Below are 21,739 nucleotides of genomic sequence, written 5' to 3'. Positions count from 1 at the left end.
CAATTTGTGTCAACCTATATTTATTTTGAGTTAACCAACGAAACTAGACGGCTTGCTTTGGACGCGAGGTGGTCCGCTTTGGACGCAGGAGTGGCTTCTTTGGAAGCAAAGCGGCTTGCTTTGGACGCGGGGTTTCCTTAATTAAAAAAACTGCCACTAAAAGTAGGATTTCTACTTTTGGTGGCAGTCCATAATGACTTATCGTTCTTCGTCTTCACTTTTCGGAAATAAAAAATGGGCAATGATTCCACTTAATATAGCTGCGCCTACTGTTATCCAAACTCTGGAAGTCCCTGGAACTTCCTGAAAGTTTTTATGGAGCATCCACCAGGAAATCCCGGCAACAAGAAGTGCGATCGGAATGGAAAATTTGAAAATCCTCAACGTATTCACCTTCTATTTTAAGTTCATATGCCGATTCTATCATAATTTGACTATTGATGTATCAAACATTTAACGATATGATGTTTTAAATTATTCAAACAACTGCATATTTAATTCTTATCAAGAGAAGCTGAGGGACTGGCCCGTCGAAGCTTCAGCAACCAGCCGGTTACGGTCAGGTGCTAATTCCAGCAGGCCTGTTTCGGCTTGGCAGATGAGAAGGAGCGAGCATTCGCTTGAAAGCCTTCTTTTTTAACGAAGGCTTTTTTATTTTTCATTGCAGTCTAAATTTTTCGTCTTGGTAAGATGAGGTTATGCGTGAGTTTCTGGATTTATGCGTTTTTGAAGACGTTTATGCGTAGATTTTTGGATTTATGCGCGTCTGCTCGCGTTTATGCGTGTCTGTGTGGATTTATGCGTCCGTTTTGCGATTTATGCGTTTTTACAGGCTTGATGACGCAGGTTCGGGACTTCGAATGAAGAAAGGATGATTTCTTATGAGATTGCTTGATCGGTTGAAAGATAACGTACTGGTGGCGGACGGTGCGATGGGGACGTTGCTCTATTCATACGGCATCGACTTCAGTTATGAGGAATTGAACGTCGAGAAGCCTGAAATCATTGAGAAAATCCATCGCGAATATATCGACGCAGGAGCGGATATCATCCAGACAAATACATATGGCGCCAATTCCTTGAAGCTTGCCCGTTATGGAATGGAGAACCGGGTGAAGGAACTCAACGAGGCGGCGATTCGAATTGCGAAGCGCGCTGCGGAACCCGGCAATCAATATGTGCTTGGGACGATCGGAGGACTTCGCGGCATACGGAAAAGCGATGCATCGCTTGCCGAAGTACTGACGATGGTCCGTGAGCAGGCAGACGCCTTGCTTTCAGGCGATCCCGACGGACTATTGCTGGAAACATATTATGACTTTGAAGAGTTATCGACAGTCGTCACCGAGCTGCGGAAACTGACGGATCTACCACTTATTGCGCAAGTCGCAATGGATGAGCCGGGCGTATTGCAAAACGGGATGCATCTGAATGACGCGCTTCATCAGCTGGAAACGCTGGGAGCGGATATCGTCGGTGTCAATTGCCGACTAGGTCCTTTCCATACAATCCAGGCATTTGAAAAAGTGACGATACCGGATCGAGCATTTTTGTCCGCCGCACCAAATGCAAGTTTGCTAGATGTTGAGGATGGTCGAATCGTTTACGCGTCCGAGGCTGATTATTTCGGCCGCGCAGCCGCGCTCCTTCGGAATGAAGGCGTCCGTCTGATTGGCGGGTGCTGCGGAACGACACCGAAGCATATCGCCGCTGCAAAAAAGCACTTGGCAGGACTGCAGCCCGTGACGGAAAAGACCGTCACTCCGCAGAAGCCGATCATTATCCGTGAAGCTGAGCCCGCAGAACACGTGCCGCTTCACATCAAAGCGAAAACGGAACGGACTGTCATTGTGGAACTTGATACACCCCGCCATTTGGAGACAGAACAATATTTCATAGGCGCGAACGAATTGTATGCAGCCGGCGTGGATGCCGTCACATTGGCGGACAATTCCCTCGCCTCCCCTCGCATCAGCAATATGGCGATGGGATCGATGTTGAAACATGAGCATCACGTTCGGCCGCTCGTCCACTTGACGTGCCGCGACCATAACTTGATCGGTCTGCAATCCCATTTGATGGGGCTCGACGCCCTAGGAATCCATGATATCCTTGCCGTCACAGGCGACCCGACAAAGGTTGGCGATTTCCCTGGAGCGACTAGCGTCTATGATGTCTCCAGCATGGAATTGCTGCAGCTCATCAAACAGCTGAACGAAGGGATTTCCTTCACAGGAAAGCCGCTACGTAAAAAAGCGAAGTTCTCGGTCGCAGCGGCTTTCAATCCAAACGTCCGCGTCCTCGACCGTGCTGTGAAGCGGCTCGAGAAGAAAATCGAATGCGGGGCGGATTATTTCATTACACAGCCGGTTTATACGAAAGAGAAGATCGTTGATATACATGAGGCTACAAAGCATTTGGATACGCCGATCTTCATCGGCATCATGCCGCTTACGGGTATACGGAATGCTGAATTCCTACATCACGAAGTGCCGGGCATCAAGCTATCCGAAGAGGTGCTGGAACGGATGGCTGCCTGCGGCGAAGACCGCGAGAAAGCGACCGCGGAAGGCATCGAAATCGCGAAGGAACTGATCGACACGGCAGCGGAGCTTTTCAATGGCATCTACATCATTACACCGTTCCTGCGGTATGACATGTCATTGGAACTGATCACCCATATTAAAGAGTTAGACGCGGAAAAGGAGAGGAAGTTTGTCCATGCCTAAACACCCAATCGAACAACAACTGAAAAACAGAATCCTCATCATAGACGGAGCGATGGGCACAATGCTGCAAGCGGAGGACCTCTCAGAAGACGATTTCGGCGGAGAGGAATATGACGGGTGCAACGAATATCTGAACATTTTACGGCCGGATATTTTGGACCGGATCCACCGTTCCTACTTGGAGGCGGGAGCGGATATCATCTGCACGAACACGTTCGGGGGCACCCCCCTCGTACTGGACGAATTCAGCCTCGGCCATAAGGCTTCTGAAATTAATAAAAAGGCTGTGGAAATCGCGAAAAAGTGTGCAGCCGACTTCTCGACACCAGAGTGGCCGCGTTTCATCGCCGGTGCAATCGGTCCGACAACAAAGACGCTTTCCGTCACAGGGGGCATTACTTTCGATAAGCTTTCCGACGATTTCTACGTCCAAGCAAAAGCATTAATCGAAGGCGGCGCAGATCTTTTATTAATGGAGACGAGCCAAGACATGCTCAATGTGAAAGCGGGAACGATTGGGATCAAGCGAGCGTTTGACGAAACGGGCATCGAGCTACCTGTAATGATTTCGGGAACGATCGAGCCGATGGGAACGACGTTGGCCGGTCAAAGCATCGAAGCTTTCTATATTTCAATCGAGCATATCAAGCCGCTCTCAGTCGGATTGAACTGTGCGACAGGGCCGGAATTCATGACCGATCATCTGCGCTCTCTTTCCGATTTGGCGACAAGCTTTGTTACTTGCTATCCGAACGCGGGCTTGCCGGACGAGGAAGGTCATTACCATGAATCACCTGAATCCTTATCATTGAAGCTGAAAGGATTTGCGGAAAAAGGTTGGCTGAATATGGTCGGTGGCTGTTGCGGAACGACGCCTGACCATATCCGAGCGCTACGGGAAGCGGTTGACGGTCTCGCCCCGCGCCAGAAGCCTGAAAACGGGCATGAGCACGCCGTTTCAGGCATCGAACCGTTATTGTATGAGTCATCGATGCGACCGCTGTTGATCGGCGAGCGGACGAACGTCATCGGGTCAAGGAAGTTCAAACGGCTGATCGTCGAAGAAAAATTCGAAGAGGCGGCGGAGGTTGCGCGTGCGCAAGTGCGCGGCGGAGCCCATGTGCTAGATATCTGCCTTGCAAATCCGGATCGGGATGAGCTTGAAGACATGAAGAAGTTCATGCAGGAAGTCGTCAAGAAGGTGAAAGTGCCACTCGTCATTGACTCGACGGATGAAAATGTCATTGAAGAGGCGTTGAAATTCTCCCAAGGAAAAGCAATCATCAACTCCATCAACTTAGAGGATGGAGAAGAGCGATTCGATGCGGTTCTCCCTCTTGTGAAAAAGTTTGGTGCGGCTGTCGTCGTCGGGACAATCGATGAAATCGGAATGGCGGTGTCGCGCGAACGGAAGCTCGAAGTCGCGGAACGTTCCTATGATCTGCTTGTGAACAAATGGGGAATCGCTCCTGAAGATATCATTTTTGACCCCCTCGTATTCCCTGTCGGAACAGGTGATGCGCAATACATCGGGTCGGCAGTTGAGACGATCGAAGGCATCCGGCTGATTAAGGAGAAGATGCCTCGTTGCTTGACGACGCTAGGTGTCAGCAACGTTTCGTTCGGGCTGCCCCCTGTCGGCCGTGAAGTGCTGAACGCGGTGTACTTGTATCATTGCACCCAGGCAGGACTCGATTACGCAATCGTCAATACAGAGAAGTTGGAACGGTACGCTTCTATTCCCGAGAATGAAATCAAGCTTGCGAATGATCTTTTGTTCACGACGACTGACCAGACGCTTGCGGATTTCACTGCTTTCTACCGGGATAAAAAGAAGGAGAAAACCGAGGATGATATTCCGAAGACGGTTCCTGAAAGGCTCGCGTATTATGTCGTCGAAGGGACGAAGGAAGGCTTGATCCCTGACCTTGAAGCAGCGCTTAAGATGTACGATAGCCCGCTCGAGGTCATTAATGGACCTCTTATGGAAGGGATGTCGGAAGTCGGACGGCTGTTCAATGATAACCAGCTGATCGTTGCGGAAGTGTTGCAAAGCGCGGAAGTGATGAAGGCGTCGGTTTCATTCCTCGAGCAGTTCATGGAGAAGAAAGAGGACGATTCCGGTAAAGGGAAGATCATTTTGGCGACGGTCAAAGGGGATGTCCATGATATCGGGAAAAACCTCGTCGACATCATTTTGAGCAATAACGGGTACCGCGTCATCGACATCGGCATCAAAGTGACGCCCGCAACGTTGATTGACGTTATTCGCAAGGAGAAGCCTGACATTATCGGGCTATCCGGTCTGCTTGTAAAGTCGGCGCAGCAAATGGTGATTACCGCGCAGGACTTCAAGGCGGCGGGAATTAATACTCCTGTCATGGTCGGAGGAGCTGCGTTGACACGTAGATTTACGGAGACGAAGATTGCGGCGGAATATGATGGACCTGTCATCTACGCGAAGGATGCGATGCAAGGGTTGGAACTTGCCAACCGATTGCAAGGCGTCGACAGGGAGGCATTGTTGGACGAACTCGTCGAGAAGCAGGAGAAGCGCCTCGAGTCGGAAGCGATCCGGGCGGCGCGCGACACAGCGGTTGCAGTGTTGCCAAGGCCAGTGAAGACGGTGCGGGAAGATGCGCCTGTTTTCGTGCCATCCGATTTGCGCAGGCGTGTTTTGAGAGAATATTCCGTTTCGCATTTATACCCATACGTCAATATGCGGACGCTGATTGGGCATCATTTAGGGTTGCGCGGCAATGTCGACAAGATGCTTACGGACGGCGAGGAGCGCGCTGTGCAGCTTCACGAAATGGTGACCGGCTTTTTGGAATCAGGCAATCTGTCGGCTTCCGGCTTGTATCAGTTCTTCCCCGCACAGGCGGATGGTGACGACGTGGTCATTTATGATCCGATTGACGCGAAGACGGAGATCGAGCGCTTCACATTCCCCCGTCAAAGCAAGGAGCCATTCCTCTGCCTCGCCGACTATTTGAAAACGGTCGACAGCGGTGAAATGGATTATGTGGCACTTATGCAAGTGACGGCAGGACACGGCGTGCGTGATTTTGCGAATCAGTTGAAAGCCGAAGGGAAATTCCTTGAAAGCCATGCGTTCCAATCGACGGCGCTTGAACTCGCGGAAGGGTTCGCTGAGCGCATCCATCAGGAAATCCGGGACCAATGGGGATTCCCGGACGCAACTGACTTTACGATGCGCGACCGGTTCGCCGCGAAATACCAAGGGCAGCGCTTCTCGTTCGGTTATCCTGCTTGTCCGAACCTCGAAGACCAGTCGAAGCTGTTCGGTTTGCTGAAGCCGGAAGACATCGGCGTGCATTTGACGGAAGAATATATGATGGAACCGGAAGCATCAGTGTCCGCAATCGTATTTGCGCACCCGGATGCGCGGTATTTTAATGTAGATTGAAGATTGAAGTCGCCTCCATTGCGGGGGCGGCTTTTTTTTTGCGGGTTTGGCCATGGGAGGCGGTACTTTGAGCATGGAGAGCAACGCTTTAAGCGCGGAACAACACTTCTTGAGCGCGGATAGCACTATGCGCCGAATTTCCCCCCGACGCGATTTGAAAAACAAAAAAGCTGTCCCCTTGTCGATGTGCTCGACGCCGGTGACAGCGGTTTGGATATTAAAACCCTCTTCTCCCGAAGCCGAAGAAGCCTCTGCCCCTTCTACCGAAACCAGGCTCTTGACCAGGATAAACTGGTGCGCCCATTACGTTTTCCGTTGTCTCCGTAAAATAGTGCCGCGGCGTGACAACAGGATGCGTCCTATTGACGTTGACAATCGGATGAATATACGGTTGTTCTACCGGGAAGAATTGGTCATTAAAACGACATTGTGTCGGGCATACGATTGGTTGCAATGGTTGCATTTGCGGCATTTGGTTCATAGGAAGCATGTGGCTTCCTCCACAATGTCCTCCGCAACGCCCTCCACAATGTCCTCCACAGTGTCCATGGTGCATCATCATCTTCACTCACCCCCTCCTATCTATTACATGTAAAAATGGACGGGACATACGGGCGAGCGACCATGGACGAGGAAATTCACTAGTCATTTGTTCTGTGTGCTTGTCTCTGCCTTTTCAGCATATTTATTTCCCTTTCACTTGTTGAAGAGCCTCTAATGCACGCTTTCTGGCAGCAGCGTGGTCGACAATCGGCGAAGGGTAGGTCACGCCCATTTGAATGCCCGCGTCCTCCAATACAGAGGTTGGCGCTACCCACGGTCTATGGATATATGGAACTTGCAGACCGGAAAGCTCCGGCACCCATTTCCGTATATATTCGCCATCCGGGTCAAACTTCTCGCTTTGTAGGAACGGGTTAAAGATTCTAAAGTAAGGGGCAGCGTCAATGCCGCACCCTGTTACCCACTGCCACCCCATTGCGTTGTTGGCGGTATCAAAATCGAGGAGGGTATGCTTGAACCACTCGTAGCCCTCTTGCCACGGAATCAGCAGATGCTTGACTAAAAACGACGCGGTCACCATTCGCACACGGTTATGCATGACGCCCGTCTCCCAAAGTTCCCGCATGCCTGCATCGACGAGCGGATAACCTGTCTGTCCCCTTTTCCATTTCATAAGCTGCTCAGCCGTGCCTTGCCAAGGGAACTCCAAAAATTGCTTTCGCAACGGGATCCGGGTGATGTCCGGAAAGTGGATGAGTTGGTGATAGGCAAATTCACGCCATACAAGCTGTTTGAGAAACGTATCGATCGATTGAACTGACGTGCCCTGCACTTCCTCATAGATGCTTCTTGCGGAATGCCACATCGCCTTCACGCTTATATTGCCTACAGCAATATAAGGAGAGAGCATGGAGGAGGTGCCACTTGAGATTAAATCTCTTTCCGCTCCGTAATAAAACATGCCATCATCCGAGAATTGTTCCCATTGTTCAATGGCTGCTTGTTCACCAGGTTTCCAATACTTATCGAATTTCTGATGCCATGGATTCTTGTCCAATATACATAATGAATCTAAGGCAAGCGTCTCAATTTCCTGCTCTATCCCTTTCATCCCTACTGGAACAGGAAGCGGGCGGGCTACCTCCTCCTGCATACACCTTTTCCAAAAAGAAGTGAACACTTTATAAGGTTCGCCTAGTTTATTCACTAATTCGGGATTGAATAAGAGCTGTCCGTGAAATATCTGCACCTCTTTCCCAATCGATTCGAGCTGCGCCGTGATCCTCATCCCCTTGCTCCGCTCGGCAGGCTCATAACGATCATTGAAATAAACGGCTTCTGCATCCGTTTCTTCCAACAGCTCGACAAGCGCATCAAACTCATCTCCGGATTTAATAAAGAGCTTCAAGCCATGTGCCTGAAGCCCTTTTTCAAGAGTTGCCACCGAATGATAGAGCCACCATGAGGATGCTTCACTTTCCGCATATTCCCGCTTCTCTTCTTCCGACCAAATGAAGACAGGAATGACGATCCCCTCTTTCGCCGCCTCCCATAAAGCAGGGTTATCGTGTAATCGAAAATCTTTTCGAAACCATACAATCGTTCGTTTCATCTTTCTCATCCTTCGTGACAGGAGTCAGTTCTCTTCTTGCAGCTTCAGAACGACGATGCCTGTTCAATCTCGTCATCACTCATATTGCCCTTTATCACTTTGGTTTATAGCCTCATTTGCTTCACATATCGAGAACGGTTTACTATCCTTCAGACGGTTTCCGTACTAGCCGGTACCCGGTCATCATCAGGATCGCCCAGGACCCCCTCCGTCTGAGCAACGACAACTGCGCATGCTGCATCTCCTGTGATGTTGACGGCAGTGCGCACCATATCAAGAAGTCGGTCGACCCCTAAGACGAGTGCGATTCCTTCGACAGGCAGGCCGACAGATGTCAACACCATCGCCAGCATGATCAGTCCTGCACCAGGCACAGCAGCCGTCCCGATGCTGGCAAGGACTGCGGTGAGGACGACGGTGAGCAACTGCCCCATTGACAGTTCAATGCCATAAGCTTGGGCGATGAAAACAACTGCCGCCCCCTGCATGATTGCCGTTCCGTCCATATTGATTGTCGCACCTAACGATTGGGTGAAGGAACTGATTGATTCAGGCACTTTCAGCTTCTCCTGCGCGGTCTTCATGGAAATCGGGAGCGTTGCCGCGGAACTCGCCGTACTGAAGGCGACGACCTGCGCCGGAAAGAAGTTTTTAAAGAACCAGACCGGATTCCGCTTGCCGATCAAGGACACCGAGCCCCCGTAGACGACGATCGAATGGATAAGAAGAGCGCCTAGGACAACAACCATATACATTCCCATCGCCCGGAGCGCGTCGAACCCTTGACTGCCGACTGCTGAAGCAATCAAGCCGAAAGCTCCGTATGGCGCAAACTTCATGACAAAGGTGATGAGGTACATGATTAGCTCATTAGTTTGCTCCAGCAATTCGGTGACTCGCTCCACCCGATTGCCGAGCATTGCAATCCCGAATCCGACCAGAGCCGCAAAGAAGATGATCTGCAACATATTCCCTTCCGCCATTGCAGTGATCGGGTTCGTCGGGATGATACCTAACAACGTGTCTGTGACAGGCGGTGCTTCTGACGCTTCATAATTCGCGCCTGACGTATCAAAGTCCCCTCCTGCACCCGGCTTCAGCATGAGGGCCAAAGAGAGGGCAATGACGATGGCGATTGCGGTTGTAGCCAGGAAATATCCTAACGTCTTCCCGCCAATCCTTCCTAACTTCTTAGGATCACCTATGCCAATCGTTCCAAGCGCAATGGAAACGAAAACGACCGGGATGACGAGCATCTTCATGAGGTTCAGGAAGATGATTCCCAACGGCTTGAACAGGTACTTATCCGCTACTCCGAAAATTCCCGGGGCAAACAAGTTCAGAATCAGTCCGACAACGACACCGGCAATAAGGGCGATGATAATTTTCCGTGCTAACTTCATGGCAATTCCTCCTCTATCTATTTCCCGGAAATAATAAAGTAAAATGCTATCTGTCTATCTATCCCTTATTTTCGTAATTGTGAAACTTCATTTTCTCGAAATAAAAAGAGCTGTCCCCTTTGATAGGAGACAGCCCTGTAGTTATTCTTTATTATTGATATACTTGCGGCAATTCTCTTGGAGTAAATCCGGCAGTTTCTTTCCTATTCTTTGTATACTGCGGATAGTGGACAGGCGAACCTTCGTCGATCATCTCAAGCGATGCGATGAAATCAGGATCCTGTCTCAGTTCCATTTCGTACGAATCAATGAATACGCGTTCCATTCAATCACTCTCCTTCATTTGGGACCCAAGGCAAATGTGACGTGAAATGAAGACGATAACCACAATAGGAAAAGTCGCGGGACCGTCCCTCGTTACTATTATTATACCAAATTTTCTGTTTAAGGTAAAGAATTGCAGATTGCGTTTCTTTTCGCTCAATAAGGATATAATAATACTAAGCATGTCGGAAGGAGACGTTACGATGAAGCGAATTGTATTATTCGATGGGGAATGCAACTTTTGCAATTCAAGTGTCCAATTCATAATAAAACGGGATCCTGCTGCCCACTTCCTTTTTTCCTCATTGCAAAGCGAGACCGGCGAAAAGTATGTGAAGCAATTTAACATTCCGAAGGATGTGGACAGCATCGTGTTGATAGAAAACGGAAAGGCATACACAAAATCGTCCGCCGCCCTCCATATTGCAAAGAAGTTGGACGGTTTATGGCATCTGTTATTTCTATTTATACTCGTCCCACGTAAAATCCGTGACGGCTTTTACGATTATTTTGCTCGCAACCGTTATCGATGGTTCGGCAAGACTGAAGGGGCTTGCATGCTTCCTTCTCCGGATGAAAGGAAACGATTTATTTAACAATATTCCGGTGCCTATCCTATTATGAGAGGCATCTTTTTTATTTCTGTATAATTTTTTTACATATCCACATACAATTGGAGAACATCTGCAGGTTGTACATGAAAAATTACTCCAGTCACCAGATAAACGAAGAAAAACAGTTCCAAAGGGAGGTATTATGGGGAAAAGGGTCATACGTAATTTGTCCGCTTTATTGGCGCTTATGCTTTACGTTGGTATGTCTCCCCTCCAAATAGTAAGCGCTGACACTACTGTCGAAGAAAGTACGACCGAAACTGCGGCACCGAGCTGGGTCGCCCCTGCAAGCTATCTCGCATTAGGCGATTCACTTGCCGCGGGAATGGATCATTCCGGAAAAATTGGTGACGGCTATGCTGATTACCTGGCGGATACTCTGGAAGAAACAGGGCTTTTGGATTCTTTCAATAAAACCTTCGCTGTGCCTGGCTACACGACAAAGGATGTACTGAAGGACATCGAAGAAAATGCGACGCGGGAAGTTGATGGAAAGTCCATCCGACTTCATGACGCGATTGCCAATGCAGGTCTGATTACGATCAGTGCGGGTGCGAATGATGTACTTGCGCATGTGAAAATCAATCCGAAGACGTTTGCTATCACGTATGACGAGCAGGCGCTTCAGATGGAAATCAAGCAAGTCGGCATGATTCTGATGAAAATCATTACGGCAATCCATACGATCAATCCTGATGCGCAATTGTATGTGATGGGCTATTACAATCCTTATCCTCATCTTCCAGCGGAGATTCAGCCTTTGCTCGCACAGATGTTGACCGGTGTGAATAAAGCGATTGAGACGGCGGCACAATTGCCAAATGTCGATTGGGTCGAAACGGCTGATGTCGTCGCAAAGGATTTTAAAGTCAATTTGCCGAATCCGCAAAATATCCATTTGAGTCCGGATGGATATCAGGTCGTGGCGGAACTGTTTTGGAATAAAGTCCAGGTCGATTATCCTTGGATTCCCGCTGATGCTTTTATTGCAGATGACGTTACGACGGATTCCATCACGCTCGCTTGGAAGACGGCGACTACCGAGGGACAGATTGCAGCGTATGATATTTTTCTCGAGGGTAACAAGATCGGGTCCATTGACGGCGATGTATTTTCATTCACGGTCGGGGAATTGGAGGAAAATCATGCGTATGCATTTTCCATCGTGGCAGTAGATCAAAATGGAATCAGCAGTGAGGAATCGCCATCCTTGAATGTGACCACGGAAGCTATCGCCACTTCGTTGTTCAGCGACATAAAAGGTCACTGGGCTGAGGATGTAATCGAGCAAACTGCATTCAGCCCTACTGAACCTGTGACACGTGCATTTGCCACTAGTCTATTGACGAAGTTGATAAGCGTAACAAATAAATAATACGAAAAAGGTTCCGGTTGCCCGGAACCTTTTTCTATGCTTCTTGCTGGAGCTTTTCATTCTCCTCAGCCGTAAAGGCGCGGGACCGTGTAAGGAATCGCTTCCCTTCCACCCCCTCCAGTGAGAACATGCCTCCCCTGCCTTCCACGACATCAATGATCAGTTGCGTATGCTTCCAATAGTCAAATTGGTTTTTATGCATGTAGAAAGGTGTGCCGCCGATATGACCGAGGAGGACGTCCTGATCACCGATGATCAGGTCGCCTTCCGGGTAGCACATCGGGGAGGATCCGTCACAGCAGCCTCCCGATTGGTGGAACATTAACGGGCCATGCTTCCCCTTCAATAATTCAATCAATTCCAAAGCAGCGTCCGTTGCAAGAACGCGTTCAGGCATGGACATGCCTCCTTTCCAATCACTTAAAACGGAATGGAAATCTCTTGATCAAAAGAATCCTAATTTGTCTTCGCTATAGCTGACGAGCATGTTTTTCGTCTGTTGGTAATGTGAAAGCATTTGCAAATGGTTTTCACGTCCGATACCGGATGCCTTGTAGCCTCCGAATGCGGCATGCGCCGGATAGGCATGGTAGCAGTTCGTCCAGACACGCCCTGCTTCAATGCCACGTCCGAAGCGATATGCTGTATTCATATCGCGTGTCCAGACGCCTGAACCTAAACCGTATAATGTATCGTTCGCAATTTCCAAAGCTTCTTCTTTCGTCTTGAATGTCGTCACAGAAACGACCGGCCCGAAGATCTCCTCTTGGAAAATGCGCATTTTGTTATTCCCTTTGAAGACTGTCGGCTGGACATAGTAGCCACCCGCCAATTCGCCGCCAAGCTTATTCTGTTCTCCGCCAACGAGGCACTCGGCCCCTTCCTGTTTCCCGATATCAAGATACGAAAGGATTTTTTCCAATTGCTCCGTCGAAGCTTGTGCACCCATCATGACTGTAGGGTCGAGCGGGTTGCCGATTTTGATTGCTTTAACACGCTCGATCACACGTTCCATGAACTTGTCGTAAATGGATTCCTGGATCAATGCACGCGAAGGGCAAGTGCACACTTCCCCTTGGTTCAATGCAAACATGACGAAACCTTCGATCGCTTTATCTAGGAATGCATCGTCTTCCGCCATGACGTCCTCAAAGAAGATGTTCGGCGATTTCCCGCCAAGCTCGAGTGTCATCGGAATCAGGTTCTGTGATGCATATTGCATGATGAGGCGGCCCGTCGTCGTCTCGCCTGTGAATGCGATTTTCCCGATCCGCGGGCTCGATGCTAGCGGTTTACCCGCTTCGAGACCGAAACCGTTAACAATATTAAGAACACCAGCCGGCAGAAGGTCTTCGATCAACTCCATCAATACGAGGATGGATGATGGCGTTTGCTCAGCAGGCTTCAGCACGACGCAGTTCCCTGCAGCGAGCGCAGGCGCCAGCTTCCAAACTGCCATTAGCAACGGGAAGTTCCAAGGGATGATCTGGCCGACAACCCCGATCGGTTCATGGAAATGGTACGCAACTGTATTATTATCGATTTGGCTGACACCGCCTTCTTGTGAGCGTATTGCCGAAGCGAAATATCTGAAATGGTCGATTGCAAGCGGCAGGTCGGCATTCAACGTTTCACGGACCGCTTTACCGTTTTCCCACGTTTCCGCAACAGCGAGCATTTCAAGATTCGCTTCCATGCGGTCAGCGATTTTCAACAGGATATTCGCCCGTTCCGTGACGGACGTTTTCCCCCAAGCGTCTTTCGCAGCATGTGCCGCATCCAATGCAAGCTCAATGTCTTCAGCAGTCGAACGCGCCACTTGTGTAAACACTTTGCCCGTAACTGGCGTCGGGTTGTCGAAGTACTGCCCATTCACCGGGGCAACCCATTTTCCGCCGATAAAGTTATCGTAGCGTTCCTTGAAATTCACCTTTGCCCCTTCTGTGTTCGGAAATGCATAAACGTGATTTTCTACAGCTTGTACCATGTTCCATTCCTCCCTATTCCTTATAGATTGCTATAGTAAGTGCAAAAATCGCACACAAAGCCACCATATGCGCTGGTCTGCAGCGCTATTCAATTTGAATGCGCTTACATGTATCGAGTGAAGAGTCTGTGAATTCTATTCTATCTGACTAAATAAACTATTGCAAGTTGCATAGTTTATCACCGCTCAGGACATTTTTATCACCACTTATGACAACTTTATCACCGCTCGCAGCATAGACATCACCAGTCACATATACTCCCCCATTGTTTGCCATTTATTAATTCCCCCGTAATAATTTGTTCATAATTTTCCCTTACAATAAAACCAACGAGTATATGAGAGGAGTTTTTATTTATGGCAAATTCATTCGGCAAACGTTTCATCACAACAGTTGGTGCTGGCATTCTAGGTTCCGCGATAACGCTAGGCGTCGTGGCAAATACGGACATAATGCAGGTTAAAACACAGAGTGAGGCAACGGCAGGCGTTACGGAAAGTTCAACCTCAACGCCTAATTTCATCCCAACTTCAGCGAACTCTCCAACTTCCCTTTCCGATATGGTGGAGCATGCATCGAAAGGAATTGTCGGTGTATCGAACTTCAAAAACACCGGTAACCGCTTCGCCGGCAGTTCTGAGCTCTCGGAATACGGGACCGGCTCCGGAGTCATTTATAAAATCGATGGCGATGATGCCTACATCGTGACGAATAACCACGTCATCGAAGGCGCGGGCAAAGTCGAAGTGACATTGCAAGGCGGCGAGAAGGAAACTGCGGAGCTGATTGGCAGTGATGCATTGACCGACCTGGCCGTCCTGAAGATAAATGCTAAACTTGTCGACACTGCCCTTGAGTTCGGGGATTCCGATAAATTGCGCGCGGGCGATTCTGTCGTCGCCATCGGAAATCCGCTCAGCCTGGACTTTTCCGGCACCGTAACGCAAGGCATCATCAGTGCACCATCCCGTTCCATCGACGTGAAAACAACCGCAGGCAACTGGGAGATGAACGTTATCCAAACCGATGCGGCGATCAATCCCGGCAACAGCGGCGGCGCCCTTCTGACAACAGATGGCAAACTGATCGGCATCAACAGTTTGAAAATCGCGGAAAACGGCGTAGAAGGCCTCGGCTTTGCAATCCCGAGCAACGATGTCGTTCCATTGCTCGAACAAATTACGAAAGACGGCAAAATCGAACGGCCGTATATCGGCGTTGGCCTTGCAGACTTGGCCGAGGTTCCGTATATCTATGTACAGGATCTACCGGAAGAAGTGAAAGGTGGCGTCATGGTCGCCAACGTCGACCCGACATCTGCAGCGGGCAAAGCTGGATTGAAAGAGCAGGACGTCATCACCGCGATTAACGGAACCGATATCAGCAACTCCATGGAACTGCGCAAATTCCTTTATTCCGAACTTAAAATCGGTGACAAAGCGACACTCACCGTTTACTCCGGCTCCCAAAAACGCACAGTTGAATTGACATTGACGAGCAATTCACCTGTTGAATAAATGACTAAACACCTCTGCCATTGTCAGTTGTGGCGGAGGTGTTTATTTTTAATTACTGAAACATTCTTAAAAGTTATTCCTTCTCACCTGGAGCAACGATATAATTGATGGTATCAGGGATATATTTCAAAAGGGGGATGGGGATTGAAACCGATCATCGGCATTACTTCAAACATAGATTCAGCTGCACACACACTTCAAAACACTTACATCCAGGCGGTCATCGATGGTGGAGGCGTACCTTTTATCATACCGACAGGGGTGGAAAGCGACGTCCAGCAAATCACCACGCTCCTCAATGGATTGATTATCTCAGGCGGGGGTGACATGAATCCTCATCTATTCAATGAGGAACCATGGCCTGAGCTAGGCAACGTGACACCCGAAAGAGATTCAATTGAGATGGAGCTTGTAAGGCATATGCTCAAGCTGGATAAACCAATACTCGGCATATGCAGAGGTCATCAGGTGCTGAATGTCGCTTTAGGCGGAACGCTTTATCAGGACATCGTCTCACAAGTTGCCAGCCCGATCTTGCAACATGATCAAAAAGCGAAAAGGGAGTACCAATCCCACGCGGTGCATATTGAAAAGGGGACAATTCTCGAGTCTATCACGACTTCCGATAAAATCATGGTCAACTCATTTCATCACCAGGCGGTAAAGGATATCCCCTCTCCGCTCGTTGTCTCGGGCAAGGCAAGTGACGGAATTGCGGAAGCGGTTGAAAGTACGGACCATCATTTCGTTGTTGGCGTACAATGGCATCCCGAATCTTTGATGCAAAACAGTGATCAGGTTTCCAGACGCTTATTCGAGGCTTATATGAAGGCTTGTGTTGAGAGGATGGCTGCAGTTGAATATCATTGATCTGCATTGCGATGTACTTGCTAGAATGCATAAAGCAAAAGGGAATCTTTCATTCGCAGATTCCAAGGATCTCGATGTCACGTACGAAAAGTTGAAACAAGGCGGAGTACGTATCCAAGCATTTGCCATTTTCATTTCACCGTCCATTAAATCGGACCAGAAATTTCAAGCGGCACTTGATCAGATTCATTATTTTTATACCGCGGTGATCGGCAAAAACCCGAATATGAAGGCCTTAAAAACGTGGAATGATTTTGACCGGCTCCAGGAAGGGCAGATCGGTGCATTTCTGACACTTGAGGGAGTCGATTGCATCGGGAATGACATGCAAAAGCTGTCGATTCTACGGGAACTTGGGGTCCTTTCAATCGGGCTGACATGGAATAATGCGAATTTGGCGGCGGATGGCGTCGGTGAGGAGCGCGGTGCAGGTCTTACTGCATTCGGGAAGGAAATTATCGCATTTTGTAATGAAAATACTATTCTTTCGGATGTATCCCATCTATGCGAAAAAGCCTTTTGGGACGTTTTGGACATAGCCCACTTTCCAATTGCAAGCCACTCCAACTCGAAGACGATTTGCAATGACAATCGGAACTTGACGGATGAGCAAGCCACACATTTATTTAAAGCTCACGGTCTGATCCATGTCGTGTATAACCCGCCTTTTGTCATCGAAAAAGGCGATGCTTCCATATCGGATCTTATCACACATATCGACCATTTCTGTTCCCTTGGAGGCGTTCGGCAAATTGGGTTGGGATCAGATTTCGACGGCATTTCGGAAAAGATCATCGGCCTTGAAGATGCTTCGATGCATCCCACCTTGATCAACGAGCTGTTGAAAAAGTATAGTGCGGATGAAGTGAAGGGATTTGCTTGCCAAAACTTCCTTGACCATCGTCCCGACAGGAAGACTCGTCTGGATTGAAAACGCAAGAGTCAGGAACCATTATCCGGTCCTGACTCTTGTTAACGCAAATAGATTTCTCTTTCCAATCCCGATACTTGGTCCATATACAGTTCCTCATACCGCTTGCTCACTTCATAAGCAATTTCTTGATTCGAAGCTTCCGGTATCTCTGCCCTAATATTCTTCTCAATTTCTGTGACAATTCGGTCCACGAGCATAACTTTTTCAAAATAAACGTGGAGACGTCCATTCACTTCATCCTTCCCGAACTCCTTCAGCATTGCTTGAATCTCTGCATTGCCTGCAATTGCATCTTTGAAATCGGCTATTTTCCTTTCCAACTTATCTGGATGAATATAGTAATGTTTCTCTTTGCCTATCAATGACATGGCATGAATTTCAATCAGCTTTTGAAGTTGAATGTTCGGATTCTCGAAACGGGCAATCTCTTCATCCCAATACGCATTACTTTGTTCCAACGCCTTGCCCTCGAGATTTTCCGCTTTCCTTGCCTTTGTCAATTCCATATCGATGACTTGCATAAGCGAATAAAACTCCATATCTTTCATCGCAAATGTCGTTCCTTCGATTTTAGCCACGTCTTCACTCTTCGTCGTTTCCACCGTTTCTGTTCCGCTCTGTTCGGGCGTTTCCGATTTATCTGCGCACGCACTCAGCACTAGCATCGATAACAGAGTGACGATCATCAACCGTTTTTTCTTCATCGTCATCATCTCTCTTTAACATCGAATGTCAAAACTTCTTTCGTCTGTTCACCTTCGGATTCCACCTCTACATCGGCAATCCATTCGCCACCCATCGGCAACTCTACTTGTGCACTGTACAGACCTTCGCCGATGTCCTCGAACTGAACCTCGATTACCCCGTGATCCATTTTCGCCATTTCAAGCGTCGCAACAATCGACAGACCTTCAATGCGAATATCATCATCCATCACTTTTAGTATCATTTCCGATGGAGTACCATTCTTGAATTCAGGCGTCTCTTCGATTGAAATATCCATTTTGGCAGAACCGCACCCGGCTGCCAGCAATACAACGAATAGCAAGCTGACTACACTTTTCTTCATACCGACTCCTCCTTCAAATGATGCCGGATAAATTCATCGACCGGGTATTTTGTCATCTTTCCATTGTCGAGGTACGCGACGTGTGTACATACCTTTTCAATTTCGGAAAGGTGGTGCGAGGCCATGAGGATCGTTTTATTATCCAAGGACTTTATGATCTGCAATATTTCCTCCCGCCCCATCGGATCCAATCCACTTGTCGGCTCATCCAAAATGATGATGTCCGAATCATAGTAAAGCATGACAGCAAGGCCCAATCGCTGTAGCATTCCTTTCGAATACCTAGTAATCTGTTCCCCGCGCGCTTCGTACAACGAAACCATCTTCAGCTTTTCAGCAATGCTCTCTTCGTCAATCTTTTTTGTCGAAAGGGATGCAAAGAACCGCATATTCTCTTCCCCTGTCAAATGGGGATACAGGTGGAACTTCTCTGGAAGGTAGGAGACGATCCGTTTCCACTCCTGCTTTCTATTCGAGATTCCACCTAATGTAATCGATCCTTTTTGCATTGGGAGCAAACCTAACATGACATGAATCATCGTCGACTTGCCTGCACCGTTACGCCCCACTAAGGCACATCTCTCATTCGCCTCGACAGATAAGCTGATATCGTCCAATACCTTTTTCTTATGATAGGCATAGGATACATGTTGAATATTAATCATCGATTGTCCCTCCATTCCGGAAGAGATTAGAAAGACCAAATAACAGGCTTGGCCAAAGTAGAGCATTAATAATGAGGAAGATCCTCATATCCATGAAAACGAAATTCTCCATCATTCTTGACATATGGCTTAACGAGAAGAGTCCTAGACTTGTCTCCAAATAGAACCGCAACGTATGAATCGGATCTAAAAAATACAGCCAAGAGAAGAACCGTAAATTATCGAATGTCACAGCCGGTAAAAAATATAGGAACATTAGGTCAAAAAGGAAGACTACGAAAAACCAAGTTAAAATATTCGCTCCGACCAATTGCATTTTCGTATTGCAAGCAACCCCCAGGAAAATTCCCAGCTGATTGAAAATAACGAGAAACACAGTGATCGCAAGTAGGAAATGCAGAAAACTGACGATATGAAAAGCTAAAAATACTTTCATGAAAAGAGCCAATATGAAATAGGCCATTATGAAAATGGTGAGAAGCACGATTTGGATGGCCATTGATTTCTTTAATAGAAGAGAAAGAGTCGATTCTTTCTTCGTCAATAAAATCATGGACGTCTTCAGTTCTTTCTCCTGAAATATTGAAAATGAAGAGAGGAACATTGCAAATAGCGGCAGAAGATACATATTCATATCAAATACCGATAACAACATCGCCTCGAATCCAAGATCCGCCGGGAAAGAGCGGGCTTCCGCTATAAGGAAAAGTGATGCAAGCATGAGTACCCCAATACCTAACCACAGTCCTTTTCCTCTCGTCTGTTCAAGAAATTCCTTCCATACATACATCATCGCTTCATCGCCTTCTTTCGGTAAACGAGCCATCCTGTCAAAGCTAGCACAGCTGCTAACAGAGCCCATTCATACCCTCTATATTTTTGATTACTCATCAAAGGATATTTGTCATAAGCCATCACTTTCTGGAACGTCAGCAATTCATTCGCCTTTTCATAGATCGTGATAGCGGGACTTAAGAGAAATAGGTAGGAAAGTTCATTCGTTTCGACCAGTTCACCTAAAGCGGATGTATATTCCATCGGGGCATCACCGATCCCATCCTTATCGAAATCAAGCATCGGTACATTCCAGTAGTTCCCTTCTCCATTCCTAAACCACTCATTGTTGGATTCCCCACCAACCGTCAACGCATGGATTCGGTTTTTCCTGAAACTGTTTTTGACAAATACGTGGGCCGTGGAAGAAGTCCATAGTTCCACGCCAATTTGATTTTGGAAGAAATCGTTTCCTTCAATAATATTGCTCGTTGATTGTTCTAAATAAAGACCACGCTGATTCAAGTGGAATTCATTATTTAACACATGGACATCCCGGCTCGTCTGCACGATAAGGCCAAATGAACGGGAGCCTTGATTGAACGAGAATTTATTATCCGCAAGCAGGATATGATCAGAATGCATGATGGCAGCCCCACCGACGTTGTCGACAAAGTTATTCCGTTTGAATTCATTGTTGTTAGAATACATATAATGCAGACCATATCGGGTTTGTGTCATCGTGTTATCGCTAACGACGTTATCATTAGAATACTCGACAAAAATTCCGTCACGGGTTTTCTCGATATGGCTATGGTCAATATGATTATCACTTGAACGGGCGATATGGATGCCATTTCCTTGATTGCCCAAGGCATCTGTTCCTTGACCGACAATTGTTACGCCCGATATCGTTGTGTGCTTCGTTTTGTTCAGGTAAATTCCGTGAAAACAATCGGATATCTTCAAGTTTTTCATGACAGCGCCATCTGCCATGACCCGTATTGCCGAATACTCTTCCTGCGAACTCCGGCTCATCCCGCTGCCTTCAATCGACAACGTATCTAACGTAACATCCTGACTACGCACTTCGATGACATTCACCGTTTTGTCGCCTTTGATAACAGTGCCTTTCTTTCCTTTGATCGTAATCGGTTTGGTTATGACAACGTTGCCTTCATACGTGGCAGCTTCCAGTTCCAGTACGCTGCCTGCAGGCGTTTTATCGATTAATTGTTGTAAGTTTTCAGCCTCTTGTGCATCTGCATGGCCTGAAAGGAGTAAAAAACCTAGCAAAGAGACAATAATACTTCTCTTCATGGTTTTCTCCTATCTTTCCATAGCGGATAGACGACAAGGATGAAAACGAGTAGTAGCATATAGCCGCCATACGTAAAATAGCTGATTGTCGTAAAGTTTGCGATGATATTTTTCCCGATGATCGGCGGGATGAATGGCTCCAGTTCAATTGGTGCACGCGGATCTAAATTCGTGCCAAAAGCCTTCAGCCATCTGTACATATCCCACAGGCCTACGATTCCACCGACAATGAAAACGCCTATGAGTCCATATAAGAAAGCTTTGCGGCGCAAAAGGGCAACTATCAGGATAAGAACCGCTAAACCGATGACGATATACTTCATCCATGCCAATTCAGGGAATGACTCATTCGTAAACTCCGCCATCCCAATATAATGGTTGAGGCCATTAACGATATCGATGTTCCCAGCCAAGGTTGTCGGGTACACAATGATATCCAGCCCCTCAGGATATTGAGGTGCATAGAATTTCATTCCCCACCATGGAACGAATAAGGTAAGTACAGTAATAATTGAGGCTATAAGTAGGCTAATCATTGATGCGATGGAAAGTCTCCCTTTCATAGGAGCTCACCTCCAAATGTTAGAAGAGAAGTGAAAGGTGTAGCCTTT

20 protein-coding genes and 1 riboswitch are annotated in these 21,739 nt (G+C 47.8%); of the genes, 7 read left to right on the top strand and 13 right to left on the bottom strand.

All coding sequences use genetic code 11. The features are described 5' to 3' along the window. Positions 1 to 198 precede the first annotated feature (198 nt). Positions 199 to 384, bottom strand: a complete 186-nt coding sequence (locus OC538_RS12260) for a histidine kinase (RefSeq protein ID WP_251695546.1) — start codon at positions 382 to 384, stop codon at positions 199 to 201. Between the two features lie 114 nt (positions 385 to 498). Continuing rightward, positions 499 to 605, top strand: a riboswitch (SAM riboswitch). A 276-nt stretch (positions 606 to 881) separates the two neighbouring features. Between OC538_RS12260 and OC538_RS12255 the strand changes: the two genes are divergently transcribed. Continuing rightward, positions 882 to 2,729 carry a bifunctional homocysteine S-methyltransferase/methylenetetrahydrofolate reductase gene (locus OC538_RS12255; protein ID WP_262175784.1) on the top strand — a complete coding sequence of 616 codons (1,848 nt, stop codon included), beginning with the start codon at positions 882 to 884 and terminating at the stop codon, positions 2,727 to 2,729. Continuing rightward, entirely contained in the window at positions 2,722 to 6,159 is a 3,438-nt protein-coding gene (metH, locus tag OC538_RS12250) for a methionine synthase (protein ID WP_262175779.1), read from the top strand. The genes OC538_RS12255 and metH overlap by 8 nt, the downstream gene beginning before the upstream one ends. Before the next feature lie 217 nt (positions 6,160 to 6,376). Here metH and OC538_RS12245 read toward each other — a convergent pair whose 3' ends face one another. The 4 genes from OC538_RS12245 to OC538_RS12230 all read right to left on the bottom strand — a co-directional run bounded on the left by OC538_RS12245 (position 6,377) and on the right by OC538_RS12230 (position 10,003). Then, a complete protein-coding gene (locus tag OC538_RS12245; RefSeq protein WP_251695549.1) occupies positions 6,377 to 6,649 on the bottom strand; it encodes a hypothetical protein in 273 nt (90 codons plus the stop codon). 195 nt (positions 6,650 to 6,844) lie between these two features. After that, positions 6,845 to 8,275: a cryptochrome/photolyase family protein gene (locus OC538_RS12240; protein ID WP_262175773.1), complete on the bottom strand. Its 1,431-nt coding sequence runs from the start codon at positions 8,273 to 8,275 to the stop codon at positions 6,845 to 6,847. Positions 8,276 to 8,424: 149 nt separating this feature from the next. Further along, positions 8,425 to 9,678, bottom strand: coding sequence for a dicarboxylate/amino acid:cation symporter (locus OC538_RS12235; protein WP_262175771.1), 1,254 nt, complete (start codon positions 9,676 to 9,678; stop codon positions 8,425 to 8,427). Positions 9,679 to 9,829: 151 nt separating this feature from the next. Then, positions 9,830 to 10,003 carry a hypothetical protein gene (locus OC538_RS12230; protein WP_262175767.1) on the bottom strand — a complete coding sequence of 58 codons (174 nt, stop codon included), beginning with the start codon at positions 10,001 to 10,003 and terminating at the stop codon, positions 9,830 to 9,832. A gap of 202 nt (positions 10,004 to 10,205) precedes the next feature. On the opposite strand from OC538_RS12230, the gene OC538_RS12225 reads away from it, so the two are divergent. Together OC538_RS12225 and OC538_RS12220 are read left to right on the top strand one after the other, a co-directional pair. Beyond that, on the top strand, positions 10,206 to 10,598 hold the full coding sequence (locus OC538_RS12225) for a thiol-disulfide oxidoreductase DCC family protein (protein ID WP_251695553.1): 393 nt from the start codon (positions 10,206 to 10,208) through the stop codon (positions 10,596 to 10,598). Between the two features lie 160 nt (positions 10,599 to 10,758). Then, on the top strand, positions 10,759 to 11,991 hold the full coding sequence (locus tag OC538_RS12220) for a GDSL-type esterase/lipase family protein (protein WP_262175764.1): 1,233 nt from the start codon (positions 10,759 to 10,761) through the stop codon (positions 11,989 to 11,991). 34 nt (positions 11,992 to 12,025) lie between these two features. Here the strand turns inward: OC538_RS12220 and OC538_RS12215 are convergent, their stop codons facing one another. Beyond that, positions 12,026 to 12,388: a DUF779 domain-containing protein gene (locus OC538_RS12215; RefSeq protein WP_251695555.1), complete on the bottom strand. Its 363-nt coding sequence runs from the start codon at positions 12,386 to 12,388 to the stop codon at positions 12,026 to 12,028. 48 nt (positions 12,389 to 12,436) lie between these two features. Beyond that, positions 12,437 to 13,978: an aldehyde dehydrogenase gene (gene adh, locus OC538_RS12210; protein WP_262175760.1), complete on the bottom strand. Its 1,542-nt coding sequence runs from the start codon at positions 13,976 to 13,978 to the stop codon at positions 12,437 to 12,439. A 357-nt stretch (positions 13,979 to 14,335) separates the two neighbouring features. Here adh and OC538_RS12205 point away from each other — a divergent pair, with 357 nt between their 5' ends. The 3 genes from OC538_RS12205 to OC538_RS12195 all read left to right on the top strand — a co-directional run bounded on the left by OC538_RS12205 (position 14,336) and on the right by OC538_RS12195 (position 17,297). Next, entirely contained in the window at positions 14,336 to 15,496 is a 1,161-nt protein-coding gene (locus OC538_RS12205) for a S1C family serine protease (protein WP_262175756.1), read from the top strand. A 144-nt stretch (positions 15,497 to 15,640) separates the two neighbouring features. Beyond that, positions 15,641 to 16,366, top strand: coding sequence for a gamma-glutamyl-gamma-aminobutyrate hydrolase family protein (locus OC538_RS12200; protein WP_262175753.1), 726 nt, complete (start codon positions 15,641 to 15,643; stop codon positions 16,364 to 16,366). Beyond that, a complete protein-coding gene (locus OC538_RS12195; RefSeq protein ID WP_262175750.1) occupies positions 16,353 to 17,297 on the top strand; it encodes a dipeptidase in 945 nt (314 codons plus the stop codon). Before OC538_RS12200 ends, OC538_RS12195 begins: the two co-directional genes overlap by 14 nt. A 41-nt stretch (positions 17,298 to 17,338) precedes the next feature. Here OC538_RS12195 and OC538_RS12190 read toward each other — a convergent pair whose 3' ends face one another. From OC538_RS12190 to OC538_RS12165, 6 genes are read right to left on the bottom strand one after another with little or no spacing between them, the layout of a single operon-like run. Further along, complete coding sequence (locus tag OC538_RS12190) at positions 17,339 to 18,004, bottom strand: hypothetical protein (RefSeq protein ID WP_262175748.1); 666 nt, start codon at positions 18,002 to 18,004, stop codon at positions 17,339 to 17,341. 5 nt (positions 18,005 to 18,009) lie between these two features. Next, positions 18,010 to 18,369 carry a FixH family protein gene (locus OC538_RS12185; RefSeq protein WP_262175746.1) on the bottom strand — a complete coding sequence of 120 codons (360 nt, stop codon included), beginning with the start codon at positions 18,367 to 18,369 and terminating at the stop codon, positions 18,010 to 18,012. Further along, positions 18,366 to 19,034 carry an ABC transporter ATP-binding protein gene (locus OC538_RS12180; RefSeq protein WP_262175744.1) on the bottom strand — a complete coding sequence of 223 codons (669 nt, stop codon included), beginning with the start codon at positions 19,032 to 19,034 and terminating at the stop codon, positions 18,366 to 18,368. Before OC538_RS12180 ends, OC538_RS12185 begins: the two co-directional genes overlap by 4 nt. Then, complete coding sequence (locus OC538_RS12175; protein WP_262175741.1) at positions 19,027 to 19,827, bottom strand: copper ABC transporter permease; 801 nt, start codon at positions 19,825 to 19,827, stop codon at positions 19,027 to 19,029. The genes OC538_RS12180 and OC538_RS12175 overlap by 8 nt, the downstream gene beginning before the upstream one ends. Then, positions 19,824 to 21,128: a nitrous oxide reductase family maturation protein NosD gene (gene nosD / locus OC538_RS12170; RefSeq protein ID WP_262175739.1), complete on the bottom strand. Its 1,305-nt coding sequence runs from the start codon at positions 21,126 to 21,128 to the stop codon at positions 19,824 to 19,826. Before nosD ends, OC538_RS12175 begins: the two co-directional genes overlap by 4 nt. After that, a complete protein-coding gene (locus OC538_RS12165; RefSeq protein ID WP_262175736.1) occupies positions 21,125 to 21,691 on the bottom strand; it encodes a hypothetical protein in 567 nt (188 codons plus the stop codon). Before OC538_RS12165 ends, nosD begins: the two co-directional genes overlap by 4 nt. Between the last annotated feature and the right edge of the window lie 48 nt (positions 21,692 to 21,739).

The sequence above is a fragment of the Saccharococcus sp. Marseille-Q5394 genome, assembly GCF_946901335.1.
Classification (GTDB): Bacteria; Bacillota; Bacilli; order Bacillales_A; family Planococcaceae; genus Sporosarcina; species Sporosarcina luteola_C.
This window is presented reverse-complemented; position numbering and strand designations above follow the sequence as displayed.